22 protein-coding genes are annotated in these 25,263 nt (G+C 60.7%); 16 read left to right on the top strand and 6 right to left on the bottom strand.

Annotated features, from left to right (window positions below):
- Positions 1-23: 23 nt before the first annotated feature.
- A complete protein-coding gene (locus tag QP904_RS02485; RefSeq protein ID WP_239208098.1) occupies positions 24-1,391 on the bottom strand; it encodes a M20/M25/M40 family metallo-hydrolase in 1,368 nt (455 codons plus the stop codon).
- Positions 1,392-1,619: 228 nt separating this feature from the next.
- Between QP904_RS02485 and QP904_RS02480 the strand changes: the two genes are divergently transcribed.
- The 7 genes from QP904_RS02480 (at position 1,620) to QP904_RS02450 (ending at position 10,733) form a co-directional block, all read left to right on the top strand.
- Positions 1,620-3,590, top strand: a complete 1,971-nt coding sequence (locus QP904_RS02480) for an OPT family oligopeptide transporter (RefSeq protein WP_239208097.1) — start codon at positions 1,620-1,622, stop codon at positions 3,588-3,590.
- Positions 3,591-3,822: 232 nt separating this feature from the next.
- Positions 3,823-5,469, top strand: coding sequence for a chaperonin GroEL (gene groL / locus QP904_RS02475; RefSeq protein WP_086588229.1), 1,647 nt, complete (start codon positions 3,823-3,825; stop codon positions 5,467-5,469).
- Positions 5,470-6,138: 669 nt separating this feature from the next.
- Positions 6,139-6,312: a hypothetical protein gene (locus QP904_RS02470; RefSeq protein WP_284835471.1), complete on the top strand. Its 174-nt coding sequence runs from the start codon at positions 6,139-6,141 to the stop codon at positions 6,310-6,312.
- Between the two features lie 44 nt (positions 6,313-6,356).
- Positions 6,357-6,491, top strand: a complete 135-nt coding sequence (locus QP904_RS02465) for a hypothetical protein (protein WP_023019952.1) — start codon at positions 6,357-6,359, stop codon at positions 6,489-6,491.
- Positions 6,492-6,662: 171 nt separating this feature from the next.
- Positions 6,663-7,562 (top strand): polyphosphate kinase 2, encoded by a 900-nt coding sequence (gene ppk2 / locus QP904_RS02460; protein ID WP_023019951.1) that lies wholly within the window; start codon positions 6,663-6,665, stop codon positions 7,560-7,562.
- 245 nt (positions 7,563-7,807) lie between these two features.
- The gene (locus tag QP904_RS02455) at positions 7,808-8,980 is read left to right on the top strand and encodes an alpha/beta hydrolase (protein ID WP_284835470.1); all 1,173 of its coding nucleotides are present in this window, start codon (positions 7,808-7,810) and stop codon (positions 8,978-8,980) included.
- A 106-nt stretch (positions 8,981-9,086) separates the two neighbouring features.
- A complete protein-coding gene (locus tag QP904_RS02450; RefSeq protein WP_239208093.1) occupies positions 9,087-10,733 on the top strand; it encodes a metallophosphoesterase family protein in 1,647 nt (548 codons plus the stop codon).
- A gap of 22 nt (positions 10,734-10,755) precedes the next feature.
- Here QP904_RS02450 and QP904_RS02445 read toward each other — a convergent pair whose 3' ends face one another.
- The 5 genes from QP904_RS02445 to QP904_RS02425 all read right to left on the bottom strand — a co-directional run bounded on the left by QP904_RS02445 (position 10,756) and on the right by QP904_RS02425 (position 17,054).
- Positions 10,756-14,658, bottom strand: coding sequence for a Pls/PosA family non-ribosomal peptide synthetase (locus tag QP904_RS02445; protein ID WP_284835469.1), 3,903 nt, complete (start codon positions 14,656-14,658; stop codon positions 10,756-10,758).
- A complete protein-coding gene (locus QP904_RS02440; RefSeq protein ID WP_284835468.1) occupies positions 14,659-15,117 on the bottom strand; it encodes a MarR family winged helix-turn-helix transcriptional regulator in 459 nt (152 codons plus the stop codon).
- Between the two features lie 37 nt (positions 15,118-15,154).
- Positions 15,155-15,451 carry a rhodanese-like domain-containing protein gene (locus tag QP904_RS02435; RefSeq protein ID WP_284835467.1) on the bottom strand — a complete coding sequence of 99 codons (297 nt, stop codon included), beginning with the start codon at positions 15,449-15,451 and terminating at the stop codon, positions 15,155-15,157.
- 55 nt (positions 15,452-15,506) lie between these two features.
- The gene (locus QP904_RS02430; protein WP_284835466.1) at positions 15,507-16,328 is read right to left on the bottom strand and encodes an endonuclease domain-containing protein; all 822 of its coding nucleotides are present in this window, start codon (positions 16,326-16,328) and stop codon (positions 15,507-15,509) included.
- Positions 16,329-16,580: 252 nt separating this feature from the next.
- Entirely contained in the window at positions 16,581-17,054 is a 474-nt protein-coding gene (locus tag QP904_RS02425) for an inorganic diphosphatase (protein WP_200289009.1), read from the bottom strand.
- Positions 17,055-17,136: 82 nt separating this feature from the next.
- Between QP904_RS02425 and dacB the strand changes: the two genes are divergently transcribed.
- From dacB to QP904_RS02380, 9 genes are read left to right on the top strand one after another with little or no spacing between them, the layout of a single operon-like run.
- Positions 17,137-18,423 (top strand): D-alanyl-D-alanine carboxypeptidase/D-alanyl-D-alanine endopeptidase, encoded by a 1,287-nt coding sequence (gene dacB / locus QP904_RS02420; protein ID WP_284835465.1) that lies wholly within the window; start codon positions 17,137-17,139, stop codon positions 18,421-18,423.
- Positions 18,413-19,360: a tRNA lysidine(34) synthetase TilS gene (gene tilS / locus QP904_RS02415; RefSeq protein WP_284835464.1), complete on the top strand. Its 948-nt coding sequence runs from the start codon at positions 18,413-18,415 to the stop codon at positions 19,358-19,360. Before dacB ends, tilS begins: the two co-directional genes overlap by 11 nt.
- 12 nt (positions 19,361-19,372) lie before the next feature.
- Complete coding sequence (gene hpt / locus QP904_RS02410; protein ID WP_284835463.1) at positions 19,373-19,960, top strand: hypoxanthine phosphoribosyltransferase; 588 nt, start codon at positions 19,373-19,375, stop codon at positions 19,958-19,960.
- Positions 19,961-19,972: 12 nt separating this feature from the next.
- Entirely contained in the window at positions 19,973-22,330 is a 2,358-nt protein-coding gene (ftsH, locus tag QP904_RS02405; protein ID WP_284835462.1) for an ATP-dependent zinc metalloprotease FtsH, read from the top strand.
- The gene (gene folE, locus QP904_RS02400) at positions 22,330-22,923 is read left to right on the top strand and encodes a GTP cyclohydrolase I FolE (RefSeq protein WP_023019934.1); all 594 of its coding nucleotides are present in this window, start codon (positions 22,330-22,332) and stop codon (positions 22,921-22,923) included. The genes ftsH and folE overlap by 1 nt, the downstream gene beginning before the upstream one ends.
- Before the next feature lie 36 nt (positions 22,924-22,959).
- Positions 22,960-23,922: a dihydropteroate synthase gene (gene folP / locus QP904_RS02395; RefSeq protein WP_284835461.1), complete on the top strand. Its 963-nt coding sequence runs from the start codon at positions 22,960-22,962 to the stop codon at positions 23,920-23,922.
- A 3-nt stretch (positions 23,923-23,925) separates the two neighbouring features.
- Positions 23,926-24,306 (top strand): dihydroneopterin aldolase, encoded by a 381-nt coding sequence (gene folB, locus QP904_RS02390; RefSeq protein WP_284835460.1) that lies wholly within the window; start codon positions 23,926-23,928, stop codon positions 24,304-24,306.
- A complete protein-coding gene (folK, locus tag QP904_RS02385; RefSeq protein WP_023019931.1) occupies positions 24,306-24,791 on the top strand; it encodes a 2-amino-4-hydroxy-6-hydroxymethyldihydropteridine diphosphokinase in 486 nt (161 codons plus the stop codon). The genes folB and folK overlap by 1 nt, the downstream gene beginning before the upstream one ends.
- Positions 24,788-25,261, top strand: coding sequence for a DUF3180 domain-containing protein (locus QP904_RS02380; protein ID WP_023019930.1), 474 nt, complete (start codon positions 24,788-24,790; stop codon positions 25,259-25,261). The genes folK and QP904_RS02380 overlap by 4 nt, the downstream gene beginning before the upstream one ends.
- Positions 25,262-25,263 lie beyond the last annotated feature (2 nt).

Genomic DNA, 25,263 nt, shown 5'->3' with positions numbered 1-25,263 from the left:
AGGCTGGGCCAGGGGCGCAAGCCTTAGGAGTAGCGCTGCAGGAAGAGTGCCTCGGCTGCGGCAATATTTTCGATCTCGGTGGGATCCACCGACTCATTGGCGGAGTGAATGGTGCACTTGGGCTCCTCCACACCGTAGAGGGCGATCTCCGCGTTAGGATGCGCCTCTTGCAGCTCGGTGGTTAGCGGAATGGAACCGCCCATGCCCTGAGCGGCGGTCTCTGCGTTATAGGCCTCGGAAAGGCATTCGCCTAGCAGGGCAGCGGCTGGCTTTTCCGGATCGGTGGCAAAGCCGGCATTGGACTCGAGCACCTCGGCCTTGACGTGGGCGCCCCAAGGGGTGTGGCTGCGGAGGTGCGCACAGACGGCGTCGGCAATCGCGGCGGCATCGGCGCCAGCCGGAACGCGCAGGTTGAGCTGGGCGGAAGCGGTAGCGGGCACGGCGTTGACTGCTTCTGCAACCGGGGTAGAGGTAAAGCCGGTCACGGTAATGGCTGGGCGGGACCAGACCATATTCGCCACCGGGGTGGCGCCAGCCGGGTCATCTTCGCCCATGATCTTGGTGCCCTCCAGCAGCTGTGCATCGGCACGGAAGGCCTCGGCCGAGTATTCCTGGCCGGACCACTCGGCGGTGGTATCTACGCCATCGATAACGGTGCGGCCGTACTCATCGGATAGGGAGTCGATGGCGCGCATCAGGGCTTTGGCGGCGTCCGGGGCCGCGCCACCAAATTGGCCGGAGTGAACGCCGGCGGCCAGCGTATCGACCTGCACACCAATCTGCGCGCCGCCGCGTAGGGAAGTGGTCAAGGTCGGCTGGCCTACGGCGGAGTTGCCGGCATCGGCGATGAGGATGGCATCGGCCGCAAAAAGCTCCGGGCGGTCCTTGATGAGCTGGGAAAGGCCCTCGCCGCCGCGTTCCTCAGAACCCTCGATGAGGTACTTCAGGTTGACCTTGGTGCCGCCGTTATTGTCCACCGCGCGCAGGGCCGCTAGGTGCATGGCCACGTTGCCCTTGCAATCGGCGGCGCCGCGGCCGTACCAACGAGTAGAGCCATCGGCGGCCTGGCGCTCAGTAAGGGTAAAAGGATCAGAATCCCACGCTTCGCGGTTGCCCGCCGGTACTACGTCATAGTGGGAGTAAAGCAGGACGGTTTTGGCCCCCTCGTCGCCCTTGCGCTCGCCCAAGATGGCGGTGGAGCCATCGGCCGTGGTGATGGTTTCCACGCTCACTCCGGCTTCTTCGAGTGCGGACTTAACCCACTGGCTCGCGCCCTTGGTCTGGTCCTCCAAGCCTTCCTCATTGTGGACGGAGTTGAAGGCTACGAGCTCGCTGAGCTGGCGGAAAATGGTCTCGCGGTCGTTGCGGATGCTTTCATTAAGTGCAGTCATGTGTACTACCGTACCCGCCCTGCCCAAGCTATAGAGCAACCGGAATAGGAAAACGCTGGGGTGGTGAACTAAAATTTATTCATTCCACCCTGTGCGGATTTTGTCCGTTCGGACCCTATTCCGGCGAGGAATCGGGGCCAAACAGACAGGAACGGACGTGGCAGGCTGCGGTTTGTTACGCGGGGTGAAACGAGAAACTTTCATAGCCGAGAATAGAAAGGACCTGGCATGGCGAACGCATCATCCGCCGCAGGTTCCAAGGCCACCCTGCCCGAGCTGACTCTGCGCGGCATTATCATCGGCGGCCTGATTACCCTCATCTTCACCGCTGCCAACGTGTACCTAGGCCTGAAGGTGGGCTTGACCTTTGCTACCTCCATCCCCGCTGCCGTGATTTCCATGGCAGTCTTGCGCCATTTCAAAGGTCATAACATTAAAGAAAATAATATTGTCCAGACCATCGCCTCTGCTGCGGGCACCTTGTCCGCCATCATCTTCGTCCTCCCGGGCCTAGTGATGGTGGGGTACTGGCAGGGCTTCGGCTTCCTGCAGACGGCCGGTGTGTGCATCATCGGCGGCGTGCTGGGCGTGATGTATTCCATCCCGTTGCGCCGCGCTTTGGTAACAGGCTCCGATCTGCCCTACCCGGAGGGCGTGGCCGCGGCCGAGGTCCTCAAGGTGGGCGATGAAAATGCTTCCGGCGCCAGCCAGGAAGAAAATGCCAAGGGTCTGCGCATCATCGTCGCCGGCGGTATTACCTCGGCCGTCATGGCGCTGCTGACCGCAATGAAGGCGGCCGCCTCTGAGGTCACCGCCTATTTCAAACTCGGCGCCGGCGCGACCACCCTGGGCACGAGCCTTTCTACCGCCCTTATCGGCGTGGGCCACTTGGTGGGCCTGCCGGTGGGCATCGCCATGCTGGTTGGCGTAGTGATTTCCTATTTCATCTTGCTGCCCATTTTCACCACCGGTGATATTTCGGGCGCCACCGCTCTTGCCGACGTCGTCGATACCACCTTCTCCGATGATATCCGCTTCATCGGCGTGGGCACCATGGCCATTGCCGCTATCTGGACCCTGCTGAAGATTGCCGGGCCCATTGCGCTGGGTATCCGCCAGTCGCTAGCCTCCTCGCGCGCCCGTAAGTCCGGTTCCGCCGTGGATGTGACCGAGCGAGATATTCCCTTCCCCTATGTTGCCACCACCATCGTGGCGTTTATGGTGCCCATCGCGCTGCTGCTGTGGGACTTCGTGCAGGGTACCGATATCCATGACCATATGGCCGTGCTCATTACCGTCTCCGTGCTCTTTACGTTGCTGGTAGGCCTCATTATCGCCTCTGTGTGCGGCTACATGGCGGGCCTGATTGGTGCGTCTAACTCGCCGATTTCCTCCATCGGTATCATTGCCGTGCTTGCTGCCTCGCTGCTCATCGCCGCCGTTACCCGCGGCACCAGCGCTGATCCTTTGTCCTTGGTGGCGTATACGCTCTTTACCGCGGCCATTGTCTTTGGTATTGCCACCATTTCCAATGACAACCTGCAGGACCTGAAGACCGGCGCACTCGTTGGCGCTACCCCGTGGAAGCAGCAGGTAGCGCTCATTATCGGCGTGGTCTTCGGCTCCCTAGTCATCCCGCCGATTTTGCAGGTCATGCTCAACGGTTTCGGTTTCCAAGGCATGGAGGGTGCGGGCGAAGACGCCTTGGCCGCCCCACAGGCCGCCTTGATGTCTTCGGTTGCCTCCGGCATCTTCGATAGCTCGCTGGATTGGGACCTTATCTTTATCGGCATGGCCATCGGCGCTGTCCTCATTATTATTGACGAGCTCCTGCGCAAGTTCACCGATAAGTACTCATTGTCCCCGCTGGCAGCTGGCATGGGTATGTACCTGCCGGCCGCGCTGACCATCGTCATCCCCATCGGCGCCATCCTGGGCACTTTCTACGATAAGTGGGCCGCGAAGCAATCCCGCCCCGAGTTTGCCAAGCGCATGGGAACCCTCCTGGCTACCGGCTTGATCGTGGGTGAGTCCCTCTTTGGCGTGGTCAATGCCGGCATCATCGCCGCCGCTGGCGGCGAGAGCCCGCTGGAAATCTTTGAGGGTGGTGCCTCCGCCACCGTGGTAGGCGTGATCCTCTTCATTATCGCGCTAACGTTCATCTACCGCTGGACCAAGCGCACGGTGAAGAGCTCCTAGTTCCTGATCCATTCCTTATATAATGGCGTCCCTTCGCGGGGGCGCCATTTTTTCTTGCAGTCGCGATGGGAGAGTGCCAGAATAGTCGTTAGCACTCGCACAGTATGAGTGCCAGATAAATCTACATCGTTGTGGTTGAGGTTGGTTCACACTCACCAGCCATGCCGTCGCGGGCGTCCGCAGCGAGAAAGACGTGAGTGTCGTCCTCAATAAACCAAGGAGCACAAACACAATGGCAAAGATTATCGCTTTTGATGAAGAGGCCCGCCGCGGCCTTGAGCGCGGCCTGAACACGCTGGCCGACGCCGTCAAGGTCACCCTCGGCCCTAAGGGCCGCAACGTCGTCCTGGAAAAGTCCTGGGGCGCGCCGACCATTACCAACGATGGTGTTTCTATCGCTCGCGAAATCGAGCTCGAGGATGCTTATGAGAAGATCGGCGCCGAGCTGGTCAAGGAAGTAGCTAAGAAGACCGATGACGTCGCTGGCGACGGCACCACCACCGCAACCGTGCTGGCACAGGCTCTGGTACGCGAGGGTCTGCGCAACGTAGCCGCAGGTTCCAACCCTATGGGCATCAAGCGCGGCATCGAGACCGCAACCAAGAAGGTTGTAGATTCCCTGCTGTCTTCCGCCAAGGAAGTAGAAACCCAGGAGCAGATTGCTACCACCGCTGGCATCTCCGCTGCTGACCCGGCCATCGGCGAGAAGATCGCCGAGGCTATGTACACCGTGGGCAACGGCTCCGTAAACAAGGACTCCGTTATCACCGTGGAAGAGTCCAATACCTTCGGTGTTGACCTCGAGGTAACCGAGGGCATGCGCTTTGACAAGGGCTACATCTCCGGCTACTTCGCTACTGATATGGAGCGCCAGGAGGCAGTCCTGGAGGACCCATATATCCTGCTGGTCTCTTCCAAGATCTCCAATATCAAGGACCTCGTTCCGCTGTTGGAGAAGGTCATGCAGTCCGGCAAGCCGCTGCTGATCATCGCCGAGGACGTTGAGGGCGAGGCCCTGTCCACCCTCGTGGTGAACAAGATCCGCGGCACCTTCAAGTCCGTTGCCGTTAAGGCTCCTGGCTTCGGCGATCGCCGCAAGGCCACCCTGCAGGACATGGCCATCCTCACTGGCGGCCAGGTCATCTCCGAAGAGGTCGGCCTCTCCCTCGAGACCGCCGAGCTCGAGTACCTGGGCCAGGCACGCAAGGTCGTTGTCACCAAGGATGAGACCACCATCGTTCAGGGTGCTGGCTCCCAGGAGCAGATCGACGGCCGCATCAAGCAGATTCGCGCTGAGATCGAAAGCTCCGATTCCGATTACGACCGTGAGAAGCTCCAGGAGCGCCTGGCTAAGCTCTCCGGCGGCGTTGCCGTCCTTAAGGTCGGTGCCGCTACCGAGGTTGAGCTCAAGGAGCGCAAGCACCGCATCGAGGACGCGGTCCGCAATGCTAAGGCTGCCGTGGAAGAGGGCATCGTTGCCGGCGGTGGCGTAGCCCTGCTGCAGGCTGCTTCCGTTCTGGATTCCCTGGATGACCTCAAGGGTGACGAAGCTACCGGCGTCAAGATCGTCCGTGAGGCTCTGTCCGCACCGCTGAAGCAGATTGCACACAATGCTGGCCTGGAGCCGGGCGTTGTGGCCGACAAGGTTGCCTCGCTGCCAGCAGGTGAGGGCCTGAACGCTGCTACCGGCGAGTACGTCAACCTCATGGAGGCTGGCATCAATGACCCGGTTAAGGTCACCCGCTCTGCCCTGCAGAATGCTGCATCCATTGCAGCTCTGTTCCTGACCACCGAGGCCGTCGTTGCCGACAAGCCTGAGCCGGCCGGAGCCAACAACGGCATGCCGGACGCTGACGCCATGGGCGGCATGGGCTTCTAACGCCCTATACCCCATAGGCCGCCAATAACAACGGGCCTAGCATCAGCCTGAGCGCCCCGTTTCTGTGCTTTAGAGCGCATGAAACGGGGCGCTTCGGCGTGTCTGCACCATTTTCTTTAAGTGATGCGATATGTGAACGCTGCGTCTTTACGAGATGACTTTCCGAATGTGCTCGTCATAGTCGGTTTCAATTGGGGCTGGAGATCGGAGAGCTTTTGGGAAATTCACCGCGCTATATGGCTCGCGATTCTCCGCCACAGCTTTTAACATGCGAACCATGCACCCCAGTGACCCCGTATAGGGGTAGCCGAAGGGGCGGAATTTAAAATTTAAAAAGGTTTTTCGCTCTCGGAGAGTGGGTTTTGCGCCTACCTATCGTTCGTTACTCCGGAAGCGTTACAGTGTTAAGCCTGAGCTAACCTAGCTATTTAAAGTGTAATGTAAAAGCCCAGTTTAGTAGCCTTTCAGTTAAGGTAGAAAATTTTAATGCCTCCAAAAGCCATAAACTTATCCTTATCAAGTTGCCTGCGTGAAGGGGCATCTATGCAAATTTGACTTGATTTCGTTCAAACTTGTGTCAAAATATCTTTTGTGACGCCCGCTGAGGGTGTCTGCAAACTGCAAACCCCTCCGCGGCAGTAGCTTCGGATCTATTTTAGGAGTTCAAACATGGATCTCTCCACCATTCAGATGCACTTGGATAACTTCGTAACTACCTGGGAAGGCTGGAGCAAGATTGTTCAGGGCATCCAGGACTGGAAAGGCGTCGCTGAAGGATTTGAGGCCCTGAAGGGAGCTTTCGAGACTTTCGGTGACGGCTTGGAAGAACTGAGCTCCAAGTAGGCAAGACCTTTCCATCAACCAACCTTCAATAAGGAGACACTAAAATGCAGGAACTTTCCTCCAACTTCGGCAGCTTCGTAGAATTGAGCAGCAATTTGTTCAACTCTATCCACGAGGTTCTTTCTCCGCTGCTGTCCATTGCTGAAGGCGCTTCCAAGCTGATCGGCATGTTCGTATAAGAACATCCTCCAGTTCTAAGCTTTAAAGCTCACTGAAGCAAGAAGGTCTACCGTCTCGGTAGGCCTTCTTTTCGTTTTGGTGGCTGTTTAGGGAAGGGATAACTTCTTAGGGAAGGGATAACTTCGAAAGTTTAACGCGCTTGCTGTCTATATTCGGGTTACACTTAATGCATGGCTGATATTAAAGACGACGATCTTCCCGAGATTGACCTGGCAAAAACAGACGGCTACGTCGTCGACGGAACCGATGAGGATGACCCTTCGCTGATCATGCCGGATGGTTCCCCGGTTCAGACTTGGCGTGAAAATTACCCCTACGATGAACGCATGACTCGCGATGAGTACGAGTCCGTTAAGCGTGCGCTGCAGATTGAATTGCTGAAGTGGCAGAACTGGACCAAGGAAACTGGTCAGCGTCATATTATTATCTTTGAGGGGCGCGACGCAGCCGGTAAAGGCGGCACTATCAAGCGCTTTAACGAACACCTGAACCCGCGCGGTGCCCGCACAGTGGCATTGGAAAAGCCGTCGCCGCGTGAGTCCACCTCGTGGTACTTCCAGCGTTACATCGAGCATTTCCCGGCCGGTGGTGAAATCGTCTTCTTTGACCGCTCTTGGTATAACCGTTCCGGGGTGGAGCGGGTTATGGGCTTTTGTACCGAAAGTCAGCACGCGGAATTCCTTCGCGAGGTTCCGATGCTGGAGAATATGATTCTGGGCTCGGGTATCTCCCTGACCAAGCTGTGGTTCTCGGTTACTCGTAAGGAGCAGCGCACTCGCTTCGCTATTCGCCAGATTGACCCAGTGCGCCAGTGGAAATTGTCCCCGATGGACTTGGCCTCGCTGGATAAGTGGGACGACTACACCCGTGCTAAGGAAGAGCAGTTCCGTTATACGGATACGGAAGAGTCGCCGTGGATTACCATTAAGTCCAACGACAAGAAGCGTGCCCGCATTAACGCTATGCGCTATGTACTGTCCAAGTTCGAGTATACGAACAAGGATCACGAGCTGGTGGGCGAGGTTGATGAGAATATTGTTAAGCGTGGTCGCGACCAGATTGGTGACTAAGCTTTAGCTGGATTAGCCATCACGACGGCGGGAAACTCGGAAACTTCGAGTTTCCCGCTTTTTGTATTAAGGGGGTAACGGGGGTGGATTTGGGCAATAGTTTTGGCAAAATTTGTTCTTCCTAAAAGTCCGTTTCCGTGCGGTTATTTTACGGAACCGTAGGTTACATAATTGGAAGTTATTTGTGCTTTATATCGTCGCGTATTTAGCATCACTGTTATCTCAATCTCATCCAGGAAAGCACTATGAGCTACAACACTAAAGAGGAGACGGTGATGATGAAGAAGCATGTAACCGCTTGCTTGACGGCGGCTGCTGTCATGGCGGCACCAGTGGCGGTATCTGGAACGTTTACAGTTGGCGCAGCTGCTCAAGAGGCACCGGCCCCAACGGCAGACCAGAAGCCAGATGTATTGGGACGCCCGACCGTCTCTGACAAGCAGGTTTCTGACGAGGATGGCTACTTCGATAGCCAGCGCGGTCAGGGTGTAAAGATTTACTACCGGAAGCAGAAGGTGGCAAACCCACGCGGTGCGGTGGTTTTGGCGCACGGTGTATCTGAGCACTCGGGGCGTTACGATTACGTCGCCAAGCGCTTGCTCGATGCAGGCTACAACGTCTACCGCGTAGATCACCGCGGCCACGGCAAATCCGCCGGCGGCAGCGTACCGATGGGGCATATCGATAATTTCCAGTACATCCTCGATGATTTCGACCGTGTCGTGGACATGGCGAAGGAAGAAAATCAGGGAGTAAAGACCTTCCTGCTGGGCCACTCGATGGGCTCGCTGACCGTGGAGGCCTATGGCATTCGTGAGCCGGGCAAGGTCGATGGCATCATCACTAACGGTGGCGGCGCGCCGCTGAACCTTTCGGGCAAGAATGTTGCGGGAAAGAACATCACGCCGGATGATATTTCTGAGACCCAGAAGAAGCTGGATCCCACCATCTTTGAACGCTTGCCGCTAGCCCAACTCACCAGCTTTAATGCGAACTATGCGCAGAACCTGATTCCGCACCGCACCGAAATCGGCGCACAATCGCCGGAGTGGAGCAAGGACATTCAGCTGTCTAATCCATTTACGGATGGTATCTCCACTAACCAAGCGGTGAAGGACGAGTATGCCTCTAGCCCGCTCATTGCGCAGAAGACCAGTGCCGGCACGGCCTTGCAGCTGGCGGCAATTGCGAATTACGACGCCGTCAATGCGGACCTCTTCACCGCACCGACGCTCATCATGCACGGCACCAAAGACGGCATCGTTCCGCCGTACTTCTCCCAGGATTGGTATAACTCCATCTCCTCCAAGGACGTGGAGTACGTGACCTGGGAGGGGCAGAAGCACGAGGTCTTTAATGAGCCGGCTGCCGATCAGGCTCTCGATACCGTCGTGGACTGGCTCGACCGCCACGCCTAAATTCACGCGGACCTCAAAGTGAGGACTCTTGGCAGGCATGTAGTGCTTGCCAAGAGTTTACGTATATGTAACCGCGTCGTTGCCCAGGACGGATAGAAATTGAATTATGAAAAATAAACTCTGTGCTTTCTCATCTATCCTGGCGCTCACCGGAATGGTGGGCGCACCTGTTGCGGCGGCCCAGTCCTCGCTTCCGGGTTCCTCCTTTGGTTCTTCTTTGGGGTCATCGTTAGGCTCTTCTTGGGGGTCTTCCCAGAGCTCGTCCGAGGGGTCCTCGGCGGGAGACGATGTGCAGCCGGGGGAAGGCACAGAATCGCGGGTGCTGTGGCTGGAAAGCTTCGACGGGGTGGATACCCCGGCATGGTTTACTCACCGCGCGCCGGAGGGGTGGAAGACCGACGTGCACGGCGTGGACTCGGGCGAGGCCCGCTGGAAGGGCTGGACTTTTGGCGATATGCGCCATTGGACCTGGGCATCTGGTACCGATATGCGCCACTATTTCACCCAGGCGCATGACACCTTCGCCATCATCGACAACAAGCAGCAGCGCTTGGCCGAAGGCGATTCCATGACCGCGGGTCTAAAGAGCCCGGCCATCCCGGTGGCGGGGCAGGAGCGGGTGAATGTGGAATTCGACCACCATTACCGCCAGGGCAAGGACGGGCAAAATGCCAAGGTGACTGTCTCCTTCGATGGCGGGGAAGCCCAGGAAATCGCCGTCTTTGATAAGGATGTCTTCTCCAAGCACGAGTCCATTGGCGTGGACGTGCCAGCCGGCGCGAAGAATATGCAGGTTAGCTTCAGCTACAACAACGGCAATGATGACTGGTGGTGGGCGGTGGATAACGTGGGCGTCGTCAAGCCGCTCGGTGAGCTTCAGGGCTCGCCGCAGGCTACCGTGGACGTGCTTTCCGACGTCCAGGGCGACCCCCAAGACTACAAAGAAGCGGTCCGCCAGTTGAACGGTATGGAGGACAAGGCCGGGGCGCTGGTGCTCAACGGCGACCTCGTGGACGATGGCTCGCAGCAGCAGTGGGATGATTTCTTGGCCGCGCACAGCGAGGTGCCGCACGATTCGGGCAAGGAATTGTGGACCATCGGCAACCACGAAATGTATGGCAAGGAAGGCTCTAAGACTTACCTGGATCGCTTTCTCAAATACTCCGGCCAGGATAAACCGTGGAAGGAAGAAGTGGTGGATGGGGTGCCGCTCATTTCGGTAAATACCGAGTTTTATTCCGATATTCTGCGCCACGGCAAGGAGCCGTTCCAGCGCATCAGCAAGGAGCAGCTCGATTGGCTAGATGAGCGCCTGGCTTATTGGGATGCTAAGGGCACTCCGGCGTTGGTCTTTAGCCATCCGCTGCTGCCGCAGACGGTATCGATGTCTCATTCGGCGTGGTACCAGAATGACTTTGAGGACCTCGAGGCGCTATCCAACGTGGTCAATAAGTACAACAACATCGTGTGGTTTAGCAGCCACAGCCACTCTTCGCTGCGTCAGAATAACTGGTGGGGAACCCGCCGCTATGACGGCACTGGTGAGGCTGGCCGTACCGGCTTCCCCGTGGTCAACACCGGCGCCATTCTCAATGAGTACCTACCGGATGGCGATAACGACGAAAAAATTGTTAAGGAAAAGGAAGAGGCCTCCACCGGACTGCGGGTCAAGGTGTTTGCTGACCGTGTCCGGGTGGAGGCCTGGGACTTCAAGTCCGGCGAGATGATTAAATACCAGGACTTCGCGCGGTAGGGCGCAGATTATGGCCGGCGACCTATCGCTCCCACGGCTCGATGGGGTTGCCCTGCCATACGGCGTTGGTGGGCACGCGGTCACCGCGCATAACCAGCGAGCCGGGACCCACGGTGGATGCAGTGCCGATGAGCGAGGCAGGCAGCGCCACCGAGTGGGCGGCCAGGGTGGAGCCGTCCTGGATGGTGACGGTATCTAGGCTCATCACGCGGTCCTGGAAAAGGTGGGTTTGCACCACCGTGCCAGGGCCCACGGTGGCGGCCTCACCGACGCGGATGAGGTCCGTTTCCGGGAACCAGTAGGAATCGATCCACGCACCGCGGCCGATTTCCACGCCGAGGGCGCGCAGCCCCAGGTTGATCTCGCCGGAGCCGTAGGTGTGCTGGAAGAACCACGGCGCGGCGACGACCTCCACGAAGGTATCCTGCAGCTCATTGAGCCAGACAAAAGCGGACCACAGCGGGTGGTCAGCCGCGCGGTGCTTGCCCACGCAGATCCACTTCACCGCGACGGTGACGGCCATGGCCACCGCACCCATGCCCATGAGCACGAGGCCGGAGAGGAGCCAGGTCAGGGGGAAGCCGAGGGCGTCGAGAAGCAAGTCGTAGACGCTAAGGGTTGCCGCGAGCAACATGGCAGAAAACATCGGTGCCAAAAGGCGCATGGTTTCCACCACGCCGCGGGCGGCCTTGACGGCAAAGCCCGGGTTATAGGTCAGCGCCTCACCCGAGTTGGCGGGGGAGTCCACCTCTACGGTCACGCGGCGCATGCGCTCTGGCGGCGCACCCCACCAGTTAGCGCCGGCCTTCGTCTTCTTCGGGGTAGAAGAAAGAACGGCAACCAGCGAGTTCTTGGATAGTTTGCGGCCGGGTGCGGTGATGCCGGAGTTGCCCACGAAGGAGCGCTTACCCACCTTGGTCTCGCCGGTGCGCATCCAGCCGCCGCCGAGCTCGTAGCCGCCGATCATGGTGTCATCGGCCAGGAAGGCGCCCTCTTTGACCTCGGTGAGCTTGGGGATCATCACCGCGGTGGAAATTTCCACGTTAGTGCCGATCTGCGCGCCGAGCGCGCGCAGCCACGTCGGGGTGAGCTGCGAGGCATAGAGCGGGAAAAGCTTGGTGCGCGCCTCGTCCATGAGGCGTTCGATGGCCCACAGGCGCCAGCCCTTGACCGAACGCACAGGCGTTACGCCCGGGCTAATGCCGAGGGAGAGAATGCGCACGCCCAACCAAGTCTGCAGCATATAGGTGGCAAAGGCCGCCAGCGCACCTACAGGTGCGAAGAAGATCGCGCCGATAAAGCCATCGCCGCCGGTGGACTGCACGAGGGTGAGAACAAGGGCCGCGCCAACCGCCAGCGCCACGACCGGCTGGATGGCCAGCAGGACGGAGGTGGCGTCATAGATGGCCACCCACCACGGCCGACGCTTTGGCGTATGGGACGGGAAGCGGTGCTTGGAGCGGCCCACCTTTTGGGCAGGGGAGCCGGACCAGCGCTGGCCGTCCTTGATCTTCTTTCGGCCAGTGACGGTGGAACCGGCCTCCACGTGGGCGTACTTGCCCACCACGGTGCCAGGCAGCAGCGTGGAGCGCGCGCCCACGCGGGCGCCTTCCTTCACGTCGATGGCGCCCACGTGCAAGATATCGCCGTCTAGCCAGTAGCCGGAAAGATCCACCTCGGGCTCGATGGCGGCGTGCTTGCCCAGGGTGAGCAGGCCGGTAACTGGCGGCAGGGAGTGCAGGTCCACGCCGCGCTTGACCTTGACTCCGAGCGCACGGGCGTAGTTATTCACGCGCGTGGCACCGGCCAGGGAGCTCGCGCCAGCGGCATTAGCCCAGCGCTCAGCCGCCCAGATGCGTAGGTGCGTAGAACCGCCGCGCGGGTAGTCTCCAGGCTTAATGCCGGCCGTAATGAGCCGCGCACCGTAGCCGCCGAGGGGGATGCGCCCCACCGGGGTGACAAAGACAATGAGCATGGCGATGACCAGCCACCACGGGAAAGCAGTGGCCCACTCGAAGCCCAGTGATGCCGCCACGGTGGAGCCCAACATAAGCCAAGCCAGCCAGCTGGATGCGGCCAGGGTCATGACCGGAATCTGAATCAAGGTCTGGGCGAGGCGGGTGCCGAAGCCGACCTTGGTGACCTCGCGCATGGGGACGTCAGCAGCAGCGGGGCGCGGTTCGGCTCCCGCAATGAGCTCGGCCAGCGAGCCCAAGCGTGGGTGGTCGTAGAGGTCGCGCACGGCCACGGTGGGGTAGCGCTCCCTGATATGACCCACGAGGGTCGCGGCCGCGAGCGAGGTGCCGCCGAGAGAGAAGAAATCGGCGTTCTCGTCCTCCACGGATACGCCGAGCGTTTCTACCCACAGCTCCGCGAGCCACTTCTCGGTCTCGGTCAGCGTGGTCGATTCCACGCCCACTCCAGGCAGCGGCCACGGCAGGGCCTTCTTATCCACCTTGCCGGAGGTACGCACCGGCAGCTCTTCCATCACGCAGATGCGCGGGACGAGCGCGGCCGGCATGGTATCGGCCAGGCGAGCGTGCGCGGCCTCGTGATCGAAGCCCTTGGCCTCATCCTCGAGGGAGACATAGCCCACCAGAACGGACTCGCCGCCGGGAGTCTTTTGCACGGCCACGGCCGAGTTGTAGACGTTATCTAGCGCCGCAACATTAGCTTCGACCTCGCCGAGCTCGATGCGGCGCCCGCCAATCTTTACTTGGTCATCCACGCGGCCGACGAAGTACAGCCCGTCTTCTTCCAGGCGAACGTGGTCACCGGTGCGATAGGCGCGCTGCCAGCCCATGGACTCCAGCGGTGCGTATTTTTCCGCGTCCTTGGCCGGATCCAGATAGGACGCCAGTCCCACGCCGCCGATTACCAGCTCGCCGACGCCGCCCATTTCCACGGGCATGCCCTGCTTATCGACGACCACCAGGTCCCAACCGTTAAGCGGCAATCCAATGGACACCGGCCGGCCCGGCAGCATCTGCTGCGCACAGGCGACGACGGTGGCCTCGGTGGGGCCGTAGGTATTCCACATCTCGCGGTCCTCGGTGGCCAAACGGTCCACCAATTCTTGCGAGCAGGCCTCGCCGCCGACGATGAGTAGGCGGATATTGTCGAGAGCCTCGGCCGGCCAGAGGCCCGCCAGGGTGGGCACGGTGGACACGACGGTGATGTCGCGGCGGATGAGCCATGGGCCCAAATCCATGCCGGAACGCACCAGAGACCGCGGTGCTGGGACCAGGCAGCCGCCGTGGCCCCAGGCCAGCCACATTTCCTCGCAGGAGGCATCGAAGGCGACGGACAAGCCGGCGAGCACGCGATCCTCAGGACCTAAGGGCCCGTGCGGGTGGTTGACCAAAAAGAGGCTCGCTTCCGCGTCCACGAAGGCGGCCGCGGAACGATGGCTGACGGCCACGCCTTTAGGCTTGCCGGTCGAACCTGAGGTGAAGATGATCCACGCGGTGTCCTCCGGGCGCGGAGCATTCGTCTTCTCGGCAGGGGCGTCCGGGCGCGCGGAGTCCCGCAGGAAGCGGAATCCGTCGTCCGTGAAAACGCCATCGATATCGGCTTCGCCGAAAACCATCTCGGCGCGCTCGTCAGGGTCATCGGCGTCGACAGGCACATAGGCTGCGCCTGCCGCCAAGGTCGCCAAAATGGCGAGGTAGAGCTCGCGTTTGCCGGAGGTCATCCTAATGCCGATGCGATCGCCGCGGCGCACGCCATTGGCGTGCAGCTCGGCAGCCCATGCCTCGACCTCGTGGATGAGCTCGGAATAGGTGATGATTTCGCCGTCATCAAGCGCGGCGGCATCGGGGTTCATTTCCGCGGTGGTGGTAATGATGTCCCACAGCGTGCGCGGCCGCGGTGCCGCGCTTCCTAGAAGGTACTGCTGTGGGACGAGCGATTCGGGACCCGCCATTTATGCCTCTTCTTCGTCCGCGGCAATGATGGACTTAGCCAACTTTCGCAGATGCTTGAGCTGCTTATTGGTGGACTCATCCAATGCCTCGTCCTCGGCGGTAGCGACCAGCACCGCCAGGTCCTTGTGGGCCTTTGTGCCCTTTTTGGTGGAAGCGACGATCTGGCGGCGGCGATCCTTTGGGTCGCGTTCGCGCTTTGCCCAGCCGCGGTCCTCGAGGGCGTCGATAAGACGCACCATGTCAGAGGCGTCAATGGCCAGGGTTTCGGACAGATAAGACTGCGACGCGGCATCCGCGGCGACCAGACAGGTAAGGACCCAGTACTCGCGCAGCGTTGTCTGCTTGGTCTGCAAAGCAGCCTCTACGCCATCGCGGGTGCGGCGGCGGAGGCGCTCCAATTGGAACGACGGGGACTCGAGCAGGGTCGTTGGGATTACAGAATTATTCGTGGAAGCCATACCATCATCATAATCCCAAAAGATTGGTTAAGGCCAATTAATCCGTTTCGATGGGGAGCCCAGAAGCCTTCCACTGATCCGTGCCGCCATCCACATTGATGGTGTCCCAGCCCAGTGCATGTTCTAGATACTGGCAGACCTGCATGCTGCGACCGCCTGCGTGGCAGATTACGTAGATATCCTTATCTGGGTCGATTTCCTGGATGCGACCCGTAATCTCGCTCATCGGGATATGGGTTGCGCCTTTCGCACGTTCCACTGCCCACTCGTCATTTTCGCGGACGTCAATAAGCTGTGCGCCTTCTGGTACTTCATGTGGTTGAACGTTTTTCATGCCATTTACCTTAGTTACTCGTGTGCTTGTGGATCAGCCGCGCGGTGTCGTTGCGCTAGTGCTGGAACCGCCAGTAGTGGTGCCACTGCCAGGGTGGGTTTATGAACTCGCCCTTCCCCCGCACAATGGCGAGTACCTGGTTGACGGCCACATCGAGGTGGTGCTCAATCGTGGCGGCGGTGAAGTGGAGGGGCTTGTAACCTCTTTGGACGGCGTCGTTAAGCTTCTGGCGGTCAATCTCGAACCGTTGCCGGTTCTCGCCGTGGTGGTAGGCGTAGCCGTCAACCTCTATGGCCAGCTTGTGCTCCTCTAAGAGTAAGTCCCAGCGGTAAGGGCCGATGTAGCTGTTATTGCGGACGGTGACATGCCGCCGGAGCGCGCGGGTGAGGCTGCGCTCCGGAACGCTATCGGCGCCAAGGATGGTGTTTTCCACTACGCACCGGGTGTGTCGCGGGAAGCGCTGGAAGTCGAGCATGTGGCCCTCCATTTGTGCAGCCCCGTACTGGCCGGAAAAGTAGGCCTCCAGGAAGGCGACAGCGTCTTCTTCGGCCATGATTTCTGTGGCTTGTAGTGGATTGCACACATTAATTCCATTTAGCTGGCCGAGCGCTTTCGGCCGGGCGCGGCGGCTGCGAAAATACGGACTGGAGGCCATGGTTCCCGCGCGCAGGAAATAGAGCGGGAAGCGTAGGGCTTTGCCTAGGTGATGGTGGGCGCACGAGTAGCCGTCGAGTGCCGAGTCCGGCCAGTGCTGAGAGACGATTTCCGCGAGTTCGCGCGGCGAAGGCTCCCTTTCGGTGTAGAGGCCGTGGCAGATTTTCAAGGCTTGGTTATTGGTAGCACGGCGCGCGGCCGTGCGCGTGGTGAAGATTTTCATGCGCCCACCCCTAGGCGTTTAATTCGATCATTTAGGTCCCCGAGGCCGATGGTTTCGGCCTGCTATGTGATCGAATTGTACTGCCGGGGCGGGTCGGTGTCGCGGGGAGAGCGTACGGAGGAGGGGAAGCAGGAAAAAGGGCGTTTCGATCAAATTCGGTCTGGGAAACCGCCGCTTTCGCGGTGCTAATTGATCGAAACGCCCGAGAAACTCCCTGGGGCCGGCCCTGGCCCCGCGCCAGGGCTCAAAAGCTTACTTGAAGCGAGCCTTTGCCTCTTCGAGAATCTTCTCTGCCTCGGCCTTGTCGCCCCAGCCGGAGCCGGAAACTTCCTTATTCGGCTCCAGGTCCTTGTAGTGGACGAAGAAGTGCTCGATTTCGTCCTTGATGTGCTGCTCCACATCGTTGATGTCCTGGTAGCGCTCCCAGCGTGGGTCATCGATGACGGCGAGCAGCTTGTCGTCGCCGCCGGCCTCGTCGGTCATCTTGAACACGCCGACGATGCGGGCCTCGACGACAACGCCCGGGAAGACCGGCTCCGGCAGGATGACTAGGGCGTCGAGAGGATCGCCGTCTTCGCCCAGGGTGTGGTCGATGAAGCCGTAGTCAGCCGGGTAGGCCATCGGGGTGAACAGGTAACGGTCGAGGTAGACCTTGCCGGACTCGTGGTCAACCTCGTACTTGTTGCGGGAGCCCTTCGGGATTTCAATGGTTACTTCAACGCTCACAGCGATGTCCTCCATGGGGGATTGGGTATCAATTACTGCCCATAGTCTAGCGCGTTGCGGATTCGCGCTAGGGTTAAAGGCAATGAAAGCAAAGCATGTTTGGTGGTCAGCGACCGCGCTCGTGGTAGCGGCAGCGGTCGGAGGTACGGCTGCGCTGGGCGTTACCCTCCAGCGCGAATACGGCGATCTCTCACACGGAGAAGCACAGGCGGTGCAGGCTCCTGAGGAGCCTTTGCGCACCGCCGAGCCGGGGGAAGCGGACCTGGATGCGCTAAGCGCGAAGCTGGACGAGCTCTCTAAGAATAAGGACCTTGCCACGTTCGGCGGCGAGGTAATTGATACCGAGACCGGGGACGTGGTGTGGCAGCGGGACGCGGATAAGCGGCTGACCCCGGCCTCGTCCACGAAGGTGCTCACTACCGCGGCGGCGACGTTGGCGCTGGATGAGAACGAGAAAATCACCACTAAGGTCTACCGCGGTGCGAATGAGAAGAACGTGGTCATCAAGGCTGCGGGTGATGTATGGATGACCCACGAGCAGCTCGATGACTTAGCTGAGCAGATTTCTCAGAACATCGATCAGGTCGATGGCGTGTTCATTGATACCTCTGCGTGGAAAGGCGAGCCGCAGGCTCCGGGCTGGGACCCGGAAAACGTGGACGGCGGTTTCGTCGCGCCGATGGAACCGGCCATGCTCTACGGCGGACGTTTGGGGGCGACGACGGGGGATGTGCCGCGCAGCCATACGCCGGCTTTGGACGTCGCTAAGCAGCTGGGCAAACGCCTCGGCGCAAGCGAGGCAGGCATGGGCTCCGTGGCCGAGAATGCGCAGGAAGTAGCGAGTGTGGACTCGGCGCCGCTGTCGGACCGCGCCCGGGAGATGGTGCGTCATTCCGATAATGTCATGGCCGAGGCCATTGCCCGCGAGTTGGCTGTGTCCCGCGGTAAAGAGGCCAGCTTTGAAGGCGATACGCAGGCCACGCTTGAGGTCCTGCGGGAGCAGGGATTCGACGTTGAGGGCGTGGATATTAAGGACAATTCCGGGTTATCGGAAGACAATCGGCTCACGGCCGGGCTTTTGACGCAACTTATTAATGGGGCGGTGAAGGATCCGCACCTACGCCCGTTGGTGTCCTACCTGCCGGTGGCAGGTGGCGATGGCACCTTGTATGAGCGTTACGGCGATTCCGCGGCCAAGGGCTATGTGCGTGCCAAGACCGGCACGCTGACGGGTGTTTCGGCCCTGGCCGGTACCGCGCAGGGCAATTCGGGGCGTGTGTATGCTTTTGCCTTCCTCGTCAATGGCGGCGATATCCAGGCCGCTCGCCAGGCCCAAGACGCGTTGGCTTCTGCGCTGCATGAGTTCTAAAAAGCCCTTTTGGCCGCGGGTCTCACCGCACTTTTTAGCTTGTCGACGCGGCGTGCGCGCCGCCTCCCTCAACCGCACCGTGGCGGTGGGACTTTCCGGAGGCGCGGATTCTTTGGCGCTGCTGGCGGCGCTGGTGGCTGAGGGGCACGACGTGCTCGCATTATGCGTGGACCACCGCTTGCAAGAGGGGTCGCGGGCGCAAGCCGAGCGCGCTGCTGAGCAAGCCCGAGAACTGGGCGCGCGGGCGCGGGTGCTCAGCGTTGAGGCCGGCGGGGCGGGTCCAGAGTCGATGGAGGCGGCCGCGCGGGTGGCGCGGTACCGGGCCCTAGCCGCCGCCAGTGCGGCCGAAGAGCTAGAAGTAGCCGTGGCGCACACGGCCGATGACCAGGCGGAAACGCTGCTGCTGGGGGCGCTGCGCGGGCGAGTGACCGGCATGAGCGAGCGCAGCGAGGTGCAAGGCGCCCGCGTGGTGCGCCCACTATTAGGCGTGCGCCGCGTCGATACCGAGGGCACCTGCGCGGAATTGGGGCTTTCGGTGTGGCAGGATCCGCAGAATGCGGACACGAATTTCCGCCGCGTGGCGCTGCGCCGCGAGGTAATCCCGCAGCTGAGCCGCATCATTGGCGGGGATGCGGTGCCAGCGCTGGCGCAAGCGGCCACCGACGCCGCGCTTGACGACGCCGCCCTCTACACCCCACCCACCACGGACTGCGCGGAGCTGGCGGCAATGGCAGAACCGCGGCGTCGGCGAGCGATCGCGGCGTGGCTAGTCAGCGAAGGGGTAGAGGTGACGCGGAGGGGAGTGGGGGACGTCGCTAAGCTGTGTACCCACTGGCATGGGCAAGGGCCGGTGGCTGTGCGATCGGCGCGGCAGGTGGGGCAGAGGTTGGAAGTAGCCCGTATAGGTGGCAAACTGGCACTGTTGTCTGGTCATTAAAGGAGCCCACTCGTGCACGACAAGAAAGACTTCGCCGTTCCCGCAAACCGCTACGGTGACGATGTAGAAGCAATCCTCATTGGAGAAGAGGAACTGCAAAACCGCGTCCAAGAACTCGCGGATATGGTCTCTGAAAAGTATACCGACGCTGAGCAAGACCTGCTTTTGGTCTGCGTGCTCAAGGGTGCGGCTTTCTTCCTTACGGACTTCGCGCGCAAGCTATCCATCCCTTCCGAGTTGGAGTTTATGGCCGTGTCCTCGTATGGCGCCTCCACTTCTTCTTCCGGTGTGGTGCGCATTTTGAAGGACCTGGACCGCGATATTGCGGGGCGCAACGTGCTCATCGTGGAAGACATCATCGATTCCGGCCTTACCCTGTCATGGCTTATCCGGAACCTGAAGGGGCGAAACCCAGCCTCGCTTGATGTGGTCACGCTGCTGCGCAAGCCGGAGGTAGTAAAGGCCGATATTGACCTTTTGGATGTGGGCTTTGATATCCCTAATGAATTCGTCATCGGCTACGGGCTAGATTATGCGGAACGCTACCGCGATCTGCCCTACGTGGGCACCCTTCACCCTGATGTCTACACCACCGACTAAAATCGCGCAGTAATGAAAAACAACAAGATTATTCGCTACGGCGGGATAGCGGCACTTATCCTTATCGCGCTGTACGCCTTTACCTTCTTTAGCAACGATGCCCGCGGCTACGTGCAAGCGGATACCTCCGTTGCACTGACCCAGCTTAAAGACAAAAACGTCGATGAGGTGGAAATTGATGACCGCGAGCAGCGCTTGCGCATCAAGCTCAAGGACGAAATCACGGTAGATGAGCGCGAAGGCGTGAAGGAGATTGTGGCCAAGTACCCGGCCCGCGCCTCCGAGCAGGTCTTTAACTCTGTTAAGGATTCTGGTGCCCAGAAGTACCAGACCAATGTCACGCAGGAATCCTTCCTCGGCTCCATGCTCAGCATGCTGCTGCCTATGCTCATCCTCTTCGGCGTGCTCTTCTGGCTCATGTCCCGCATGCAGCAGGGTGCAGGCGGCATGTTTGGCATCGGCGGTTCCAAGGCTAAGGAACTGACCAAGGATATGCCGACCAATACTTTTGAGGACGTGGCCGGCGCGGACGAGGCCGTAGACGAGTTGCAGGAAATCAAGGACTTCCTGGAAGACCCCACCCGCTACCACGATCTAGGCGCCAAGATCCCGCGCGGCGTGCTGCTCTACGGCCCTCCCGGCACCGGTAAAACCTTGCTTGCCCGCGCCGTGGCCGGCGAGGCCGGCGTACCGTTCTACTCCATCTCCGGCTCTGACTTTGTGGAGATGTTCGTTGGTGTGGGTGCCTCCCGCGTGCGCGACCTGTTCAAGCAGGCGAAGGAAAACAGCCCCTGCATTATCTTCGTTGATGAGATCGACGCCGTTGGCCGCCAGCGCGGTTCCGGCACCGGCGGCGGGCACGATGAGCGCGAGCAGACCCTCAACCAGCTCTTGGTAGAAATGGACGGCTTTGGTGACCGCGAGGGCGTTATCCTCATCGCCGCTACCAACCGCCCAGACATCCTCGATCCGGCGCTGCTGCGCCCAGGCCGCTTCGACCGCCAGATCCCGGTTACCAACCCCGACCTAGCCGGCCGCGAGCAGATCTTGCGCGTGCATGCGAAGAATAAGCCGCTGGCAGAAGAGGTCGACGTAGCGCAGCTAGCTAAGCGCACCGCCGGCATGTCCGGCGCGGACCTGGCCAATGTGCTCAACGAGGCCGCCCTGCTTACCGCTCGCATCGGCGGCAACGTCATTACTTATGACGCTTTGGAAGAGGCCACTGACCGCGTGGTGGGTGGCCCGCGCCGCCAAGGCAAGATCATCTCCGAGCACGAGAAGAAGGTCACTGCTTATCACGAGGGCGGGCATACCCTTTCCGCGTGGGCCCTTAAGGATATTGAGCGCGTCTACAAGGTCACCATCTTGGCCCGCGGTCGCACCGGCGGCCACGCCATGACTTCGCAGGAAGATGACAAGGGCATGTACACCCGCGATGAGCTTTTCTCCCGCCTGGTCTTTGCCATGGGCGGTCGCGCGGCCGAGGAACTGGTCTTCGGTGCGCCGACGACCGGTGCGTCCTCCGATATCGAAAACGCCACCAAGATCGCTCGTTCCATGCTCACCGAGTACGGTTTCTCGCCGGAGCTCGGCACCGTGAAGTACGGCAAGGAGCAGGGCGATCCCTTTAGCCAGATGGGTGGCGGCGGCTCCATCGAGTACTCCGATGAGGTTGCTTCCAAGATCGATGAGCAGATGCGCTACTTGCTCGAGCGCGCGCACGAGCAGGCCTATGACATCCTGCGCAATAACCGCTACTACCTGGATAAGCTGGCAGAGGCCTTGCTGGAGAAGGAAACCCTGCGCCGCCCCGACCTGGAGCGAATCTTCGATGGCATCGAGCCACGCGAAGCCTTCGACGTTTTCCCAGGCGAGGATGATCGCTTCCCCCGCCAGATTGGTTATGCGCCGGTCAAGACCCCGGTCGAGCTGGCTAAGGAGCGCGGCGAGGAGCTGCCTAAGCGCATGACGCTTCTCGATGCCTCCCGGGCCGCCCGTGAGCGCCGCCTCGCCGGTGAAGAACCGAAGGGTGAAGTGGGCTTCAACTTTGGCCAGCACGCTGGCGATTACGTCGATCCGGACACCGCCCGCGAGTTGGGAAGCACCCCAACAAACCAGGGCAAGGAGTCCACAGACACCAAACGAGCTGGCGCACAGCCTGAGCAGCCGGCTCAGCCTTCCGAACCCGCTGAACGTCCGACGGCACGCCCTGCCGCACGCCCCGCTACGGGCGGCGGTAAGCACCACAAGCCGGATGCCGGCGCGGATGCTGAGGCTGAGACCAGCCAGTGGTTTAGCCCTGGCTGGGACGAGAAGGATCGCCGCAAGAATCCCTATGCGCGCGAGGACGACAAGCAAGAAGATAACTAATGCCTGATAATCACATTCCCGCCCGTGCCCCCTTCGACCAGGACCGGGCGGAGGCGGCGGTACGCGAGTTGCTCCTTGCAGTGGGGGAGGACCCCGACCGCGAGGGTTTGCGCGAAACCCCGGCCCGTGTGGCCCGCGCCTACCGCGAGGTCTTTGCCGGCCTGCACGAAGACCCAACCGAGGTCTTGCACAAGACCTTCGCCGAGGACCACCAAGAACTGGTCCTGGTGCGCGATATCCCTATCTATTCCACCTGCGAGCACCACTTGGTGCCGTTCTACGGCGTGGCGCACATTGGTTATATCCCAGGTAAAGACGGCCACGTCACCGGCTTGAGCAAGCTTGCCCGCCTAGCGGATATGTACGCCAAGCGCCCCCAGGTCCAAGAGCGCCTGACCCAGCAGGTCGCGGATGCCCTGGTGGAGGTCCTTGGCGCGCAGTCCGTCATCGTGGTCATCGAGTGCGAGCATTTGTGCATGGCCATGCGCGGCATCCGCAAGCCCGGTGCGACGACAACCACCTCCGCGGTGCGCGGAGGCTTCAAAAATAATGCCGCCTCTCGTGCAGAGGTACTCAGCCTGATTCGTAGCTAAATTCGGTTCACCATTAAAAGCCTTAAGGAGCACGCCATGCAGCAGGCAACCTCGGTTTCGGATCTCACCAGGAGCAATCGCACTCTAGTGATGGGCATCGTCAACGTTACGGAGGATTCCTTTTCCGATGGCGGCCGGTGGTTGGACTTTGATGCCGCCATTAATCACGCCCGCGAGCTCGTGGCACAGGGTGCTGACATGATTGACGTCGGCGGCGAATCCACCCGCCCGGGCGCGGTCCGCGTGGAGGCGGACGTCGAGGAGCGCCGCGTGGTGCCCGTCATTCAGGCCTTGAGCAAGCTCGGCATCCGCACCTCCGTGGATACGATGCGCGCCTCGGTGGCACGTGCGGCGGCAGCAGCCGGCGTGGACATGATTAATGATGTCTCTGGTGGCCTGGCGGATCCTGAGATGTATCGCGCGATGGCCGAGGCCGGCGTGCCCGTGTGCCTCATGCACTGGCGTACGCTGCAGGAGGGCGCATTCGGCTCCGCGGCCGGCAGCGCGGATCACGGCGGCGATGTGGTGCGCGATGTGCGAGAAACCCTAGAACGCCTGGCGAATAACGCGCTAGACGCCGGCGTGCGCCGCGATAATATCGTGCTCGATCCGGGCTTGGGCTTTGCCAAAACCCCGCAGGATAATTGGGCGTTGCTCAAGGCCCTGCCGGAGTTCCTCGGCGGCGAATTCCCCCTCCTGGTAGGAGCATCCCGTAAACGCTTCCTGGCCGCCATTCGGGAGGATCGCGGCGTGGAGTCCAGCCCGCTGCTGGCCGATCCCGCTACCGCGGCCGTAACCGCCATTTCCGCCCAGATGGGGGCGTGGGGTGTGCGCGTGCATGAGGTTGCCGTCTCCCGCGACGCCGTGGATGTGGCGGCCGCTTGGAACGCCGGCAATGACTACACAGGCGGGGTCAACGCCAGCGGCAGCTATAGCAATGGCGCTGATGGCAATGGAATTATGAAGTCCACGGCTCTATCACGTAAACTTGAGGAGTAAATCATGGCAGACCGCATTGAACTCACCGGCCTGGAATGCTTTGGCTACCACGGCGTCTTTGAGGAAGAAAAGCGTACCGGCCAGCCTTTCATCGTGGATATCACCTGTTGGTCCGATTTCGCCGAGGCCGCCGCTACCGATGATCTGACCAAGACCATCAATTACGCCGAGCTTGCCGACGTCGCTGCAAACATCATCGAAGGCCCCGCCCGCGACCTCATCGAGACCGTCGCTAGCGAGGTGGCCGATACCATCATGGCCATCTTCGAGGGCCTGCACGCCGTCGAGGTCACGCTTCATAAGCCGAAGGCACCGATTCCGCGCACTTTTGCCGATGTCGCCGTGGTCGCCCGCCGCTCCCGCAAGCACGCGAGGACGCTCTAATGCGCGCGGTGCTATCCATCGGATCCAATATGGATGACCGCGTGAAGCTATTGCGCACGGTATTCGACGAATTCGCCGGCGACATTGTTGCCGCCTCGCCGGTCTATGCCACCCCGCCGTGGGGAGTAACGGACCAGGATGAATTCCTCAATGCCGTGCTCATTGTGGATGTGGACGAGTCACCCAAGGAACTGCTGCGCCGCGGGCAGAAGCTCGAGGAGGCCGCGGAGCGGGTGCGGGTGCGTCATTGGGGCCCGCGCACGTTAGACGTAGACATCGTGGACATCGAGGGATACACCTCCGATGACCCGGAGCTCACCGTCCCGCATCCTTATGCCCACGAGCGCGCCTTCGTGCTGATTCCCTGGTTGGCGGCCGATGGTGGTGCTAGGTTGAGTGGGGAGGGCGTCGCCAAGCGGGTGGCAGCACTCGACCCGAAGGAGCGCGCCGATATTCGCCGGTTGGGCATGATGGAGGAGCTATGAAACGGACCTCGTTGGGTGCCCTCATTGGCACCGGGGTCTTCTTTGCCGCCGCCGCGGCCATCCTCACTACGCGCTTTTATGGCTCCATGCTGCACATCCCAGTGACGGTTTCGGCCACGCTGTGGCTCATGGCGGTCATCTGCTTAGTGCTGACCTGGAAGGTGGACCAAGCCACCGAGGACGAGCATGGCATCGGCCTAGATAGTTCGCAGCTTAATCCCATGACCATCACGCAGTTCATGCTGGTGGGCAAGGCCTCGGCGTGGACCGGAGCCATCGTGGGGGGAATCTATGCAGGCGTGGCCGTCTACGTTATCCCCAACGCCGGCACGCTTGCGGCCGCCTCCGATGACCTGGTGGGGGTCATTGCCTCGGCGCTCGGTGGCCTTGCCATGTGCGCTGCTGGCCTGCGGCTGGAGCGACACTGTGAGACCCCGCCCCCACCAGATGGGGTACAAACGGTACATTAGTG

The sequence above is a fragment of the Corynebacterium nasorum genome (assembly GCF_030229765.1).
Lineage (GTDB): Bacteria > Actinomycetota > Actinomycetes > Mycobacteriales > Mycobacteriaceae > Corynebacterium > Corynebacterium kefirresidentii.
This window is presented reverse-complemented; position numbering and strand designations above follow the sequence as displayed.

Bases quoted from the DNA above. Each gene is read 5' to 3' on its own strand.
- QP904_RS02485 (WP_239208098.1), bottom strand. From the start codon at position 1,391: ATGACTGCACTTAATGAAAGCATCCGCAACGACCGCGAGACCATTTTC.
- QP904_RS02480 (WP_239208097.1), top strand. From the start codon at position 1,620: ATGGCGAACGCATCATCCGCCGCAGGTTCCAAGGCCACCCTGCCCGAG.
- groL (WP_086588229.1), top strand. From the start codon at position 3,823: ATGGCAAAGATTATCGCTTTTGATGAAGAGGCCCGCCGCGGCCTTGAG.
- QP904_RS02470 (WP_284835471.1), top strand. From the start codon at position 6,139: ATGGATCTCTCCACCATTCAGATGCACTTGGATAACTTCGTAACTACC.
- QP904_RS02465 (WP_023019952.1), top strand. From the start codon at position 6,357: ATGCAGGAACTTTCCTCCAACTTCGGCAGCTTCGTAGAATTGAGCAGC.
- ppk2 (WP_023019951.1), top strand. From the start codon at position 6,663: ATGGCTGATATTAAAGACGACGATCTTCCCGAGATTGACCTGGCAAAA.
- QP904_RS02455 (WP_284835470.1), top strand. From the start codon at position 7,808: ATGAGCTACAACACTAAAGAGGAGACGGTGATGATGAAGAAGCATGTA.
- QP904_RS02450 (WP_239208093.1), top strand. From the start codon at position 9,087: ATGAAAAATAAACTCTGTGCTTTCTCATCTATCCTGGCGCTCACCGGA.
- QP904_RS02445 (WP_284835469.1), bottom strand. From the start codon at position 14,658: ATGGCGGGTCCCGAATCGCTCGTCCCACAGCAGTACCTTCTAGGAAGC.
- QP904_RS02440 (WP_284835468.1), bottom strand. From the start codon at position 15,117: ATGGCTTCCACGAATAATTCTGTAATCCCAACGACCCTGCTCGAGTCC.
- QP904_RS02435 (WP_284835467.1), bottom strand. From the start codon at position 15,451: ATGAAAAACGTTCAACCACATGAAGTACCAGAAGGCGCACAGCTTATT.
- QP904_RS02430 (WP_284835466.1), bottom strand. From the start codon at position 16,328: ATGAAAATCTTCACCACGCGCACGGCCGCGCGCCGTGCTACCAATAAC.
- dacB (WP_284835465.1), top strand. From the start codon at position 17,137: ATGAAAGCAAAGCATGTTTGGTGGTCAGCGACCGCGCTCGTGGTAGCG.
- tilS (WP_284835464.1), top strand. From the start codon at position 18,413: ATGAGTTCTAAAAAGCCCTTTTGGCCGCGGGTCTCACCGCACTTTTTA.
- ftsH (WP_284835462.1), top strand. From the start codon at position 19,973: ATGAAAAACAACAAGATTATTCGCTACGGCGGGATAGCGGCACTTATC.
- folE (WP_023019934.1), top strand. From the start codon at position 22,330: ATGCCTGATAATCACATTCCCGCCCGTGCCCCCTTCGACCAGGACCGG.
- folP (WP_284835461.1), top strand. From the start codon at position 22,960: ATGCAGCAGGCAACCTCGGTTTCGGATCTCACCAGGAGCAATCGCACT.
- folB (WP_284835460.1), top strand. From the start codon at position 23,926: ATGGCAGACCGCATTGAACTCACCGGCCTGGAATGCTTTGGCTACCAC.
- folK (WP_023019931.1), top strand. From the start codon at position 24,306: ATGCGCGCGGTGCTATCCATCGGATCCAATATGGATGACCGCGTGAAG.
- QP904_RS02380 (WP_023019930.1), top strand. From the start codon at position 24,788: ATGAAACGGACCTCGTTGGGTGCCCTCATTGGCACCGGGGTCTTCTTT.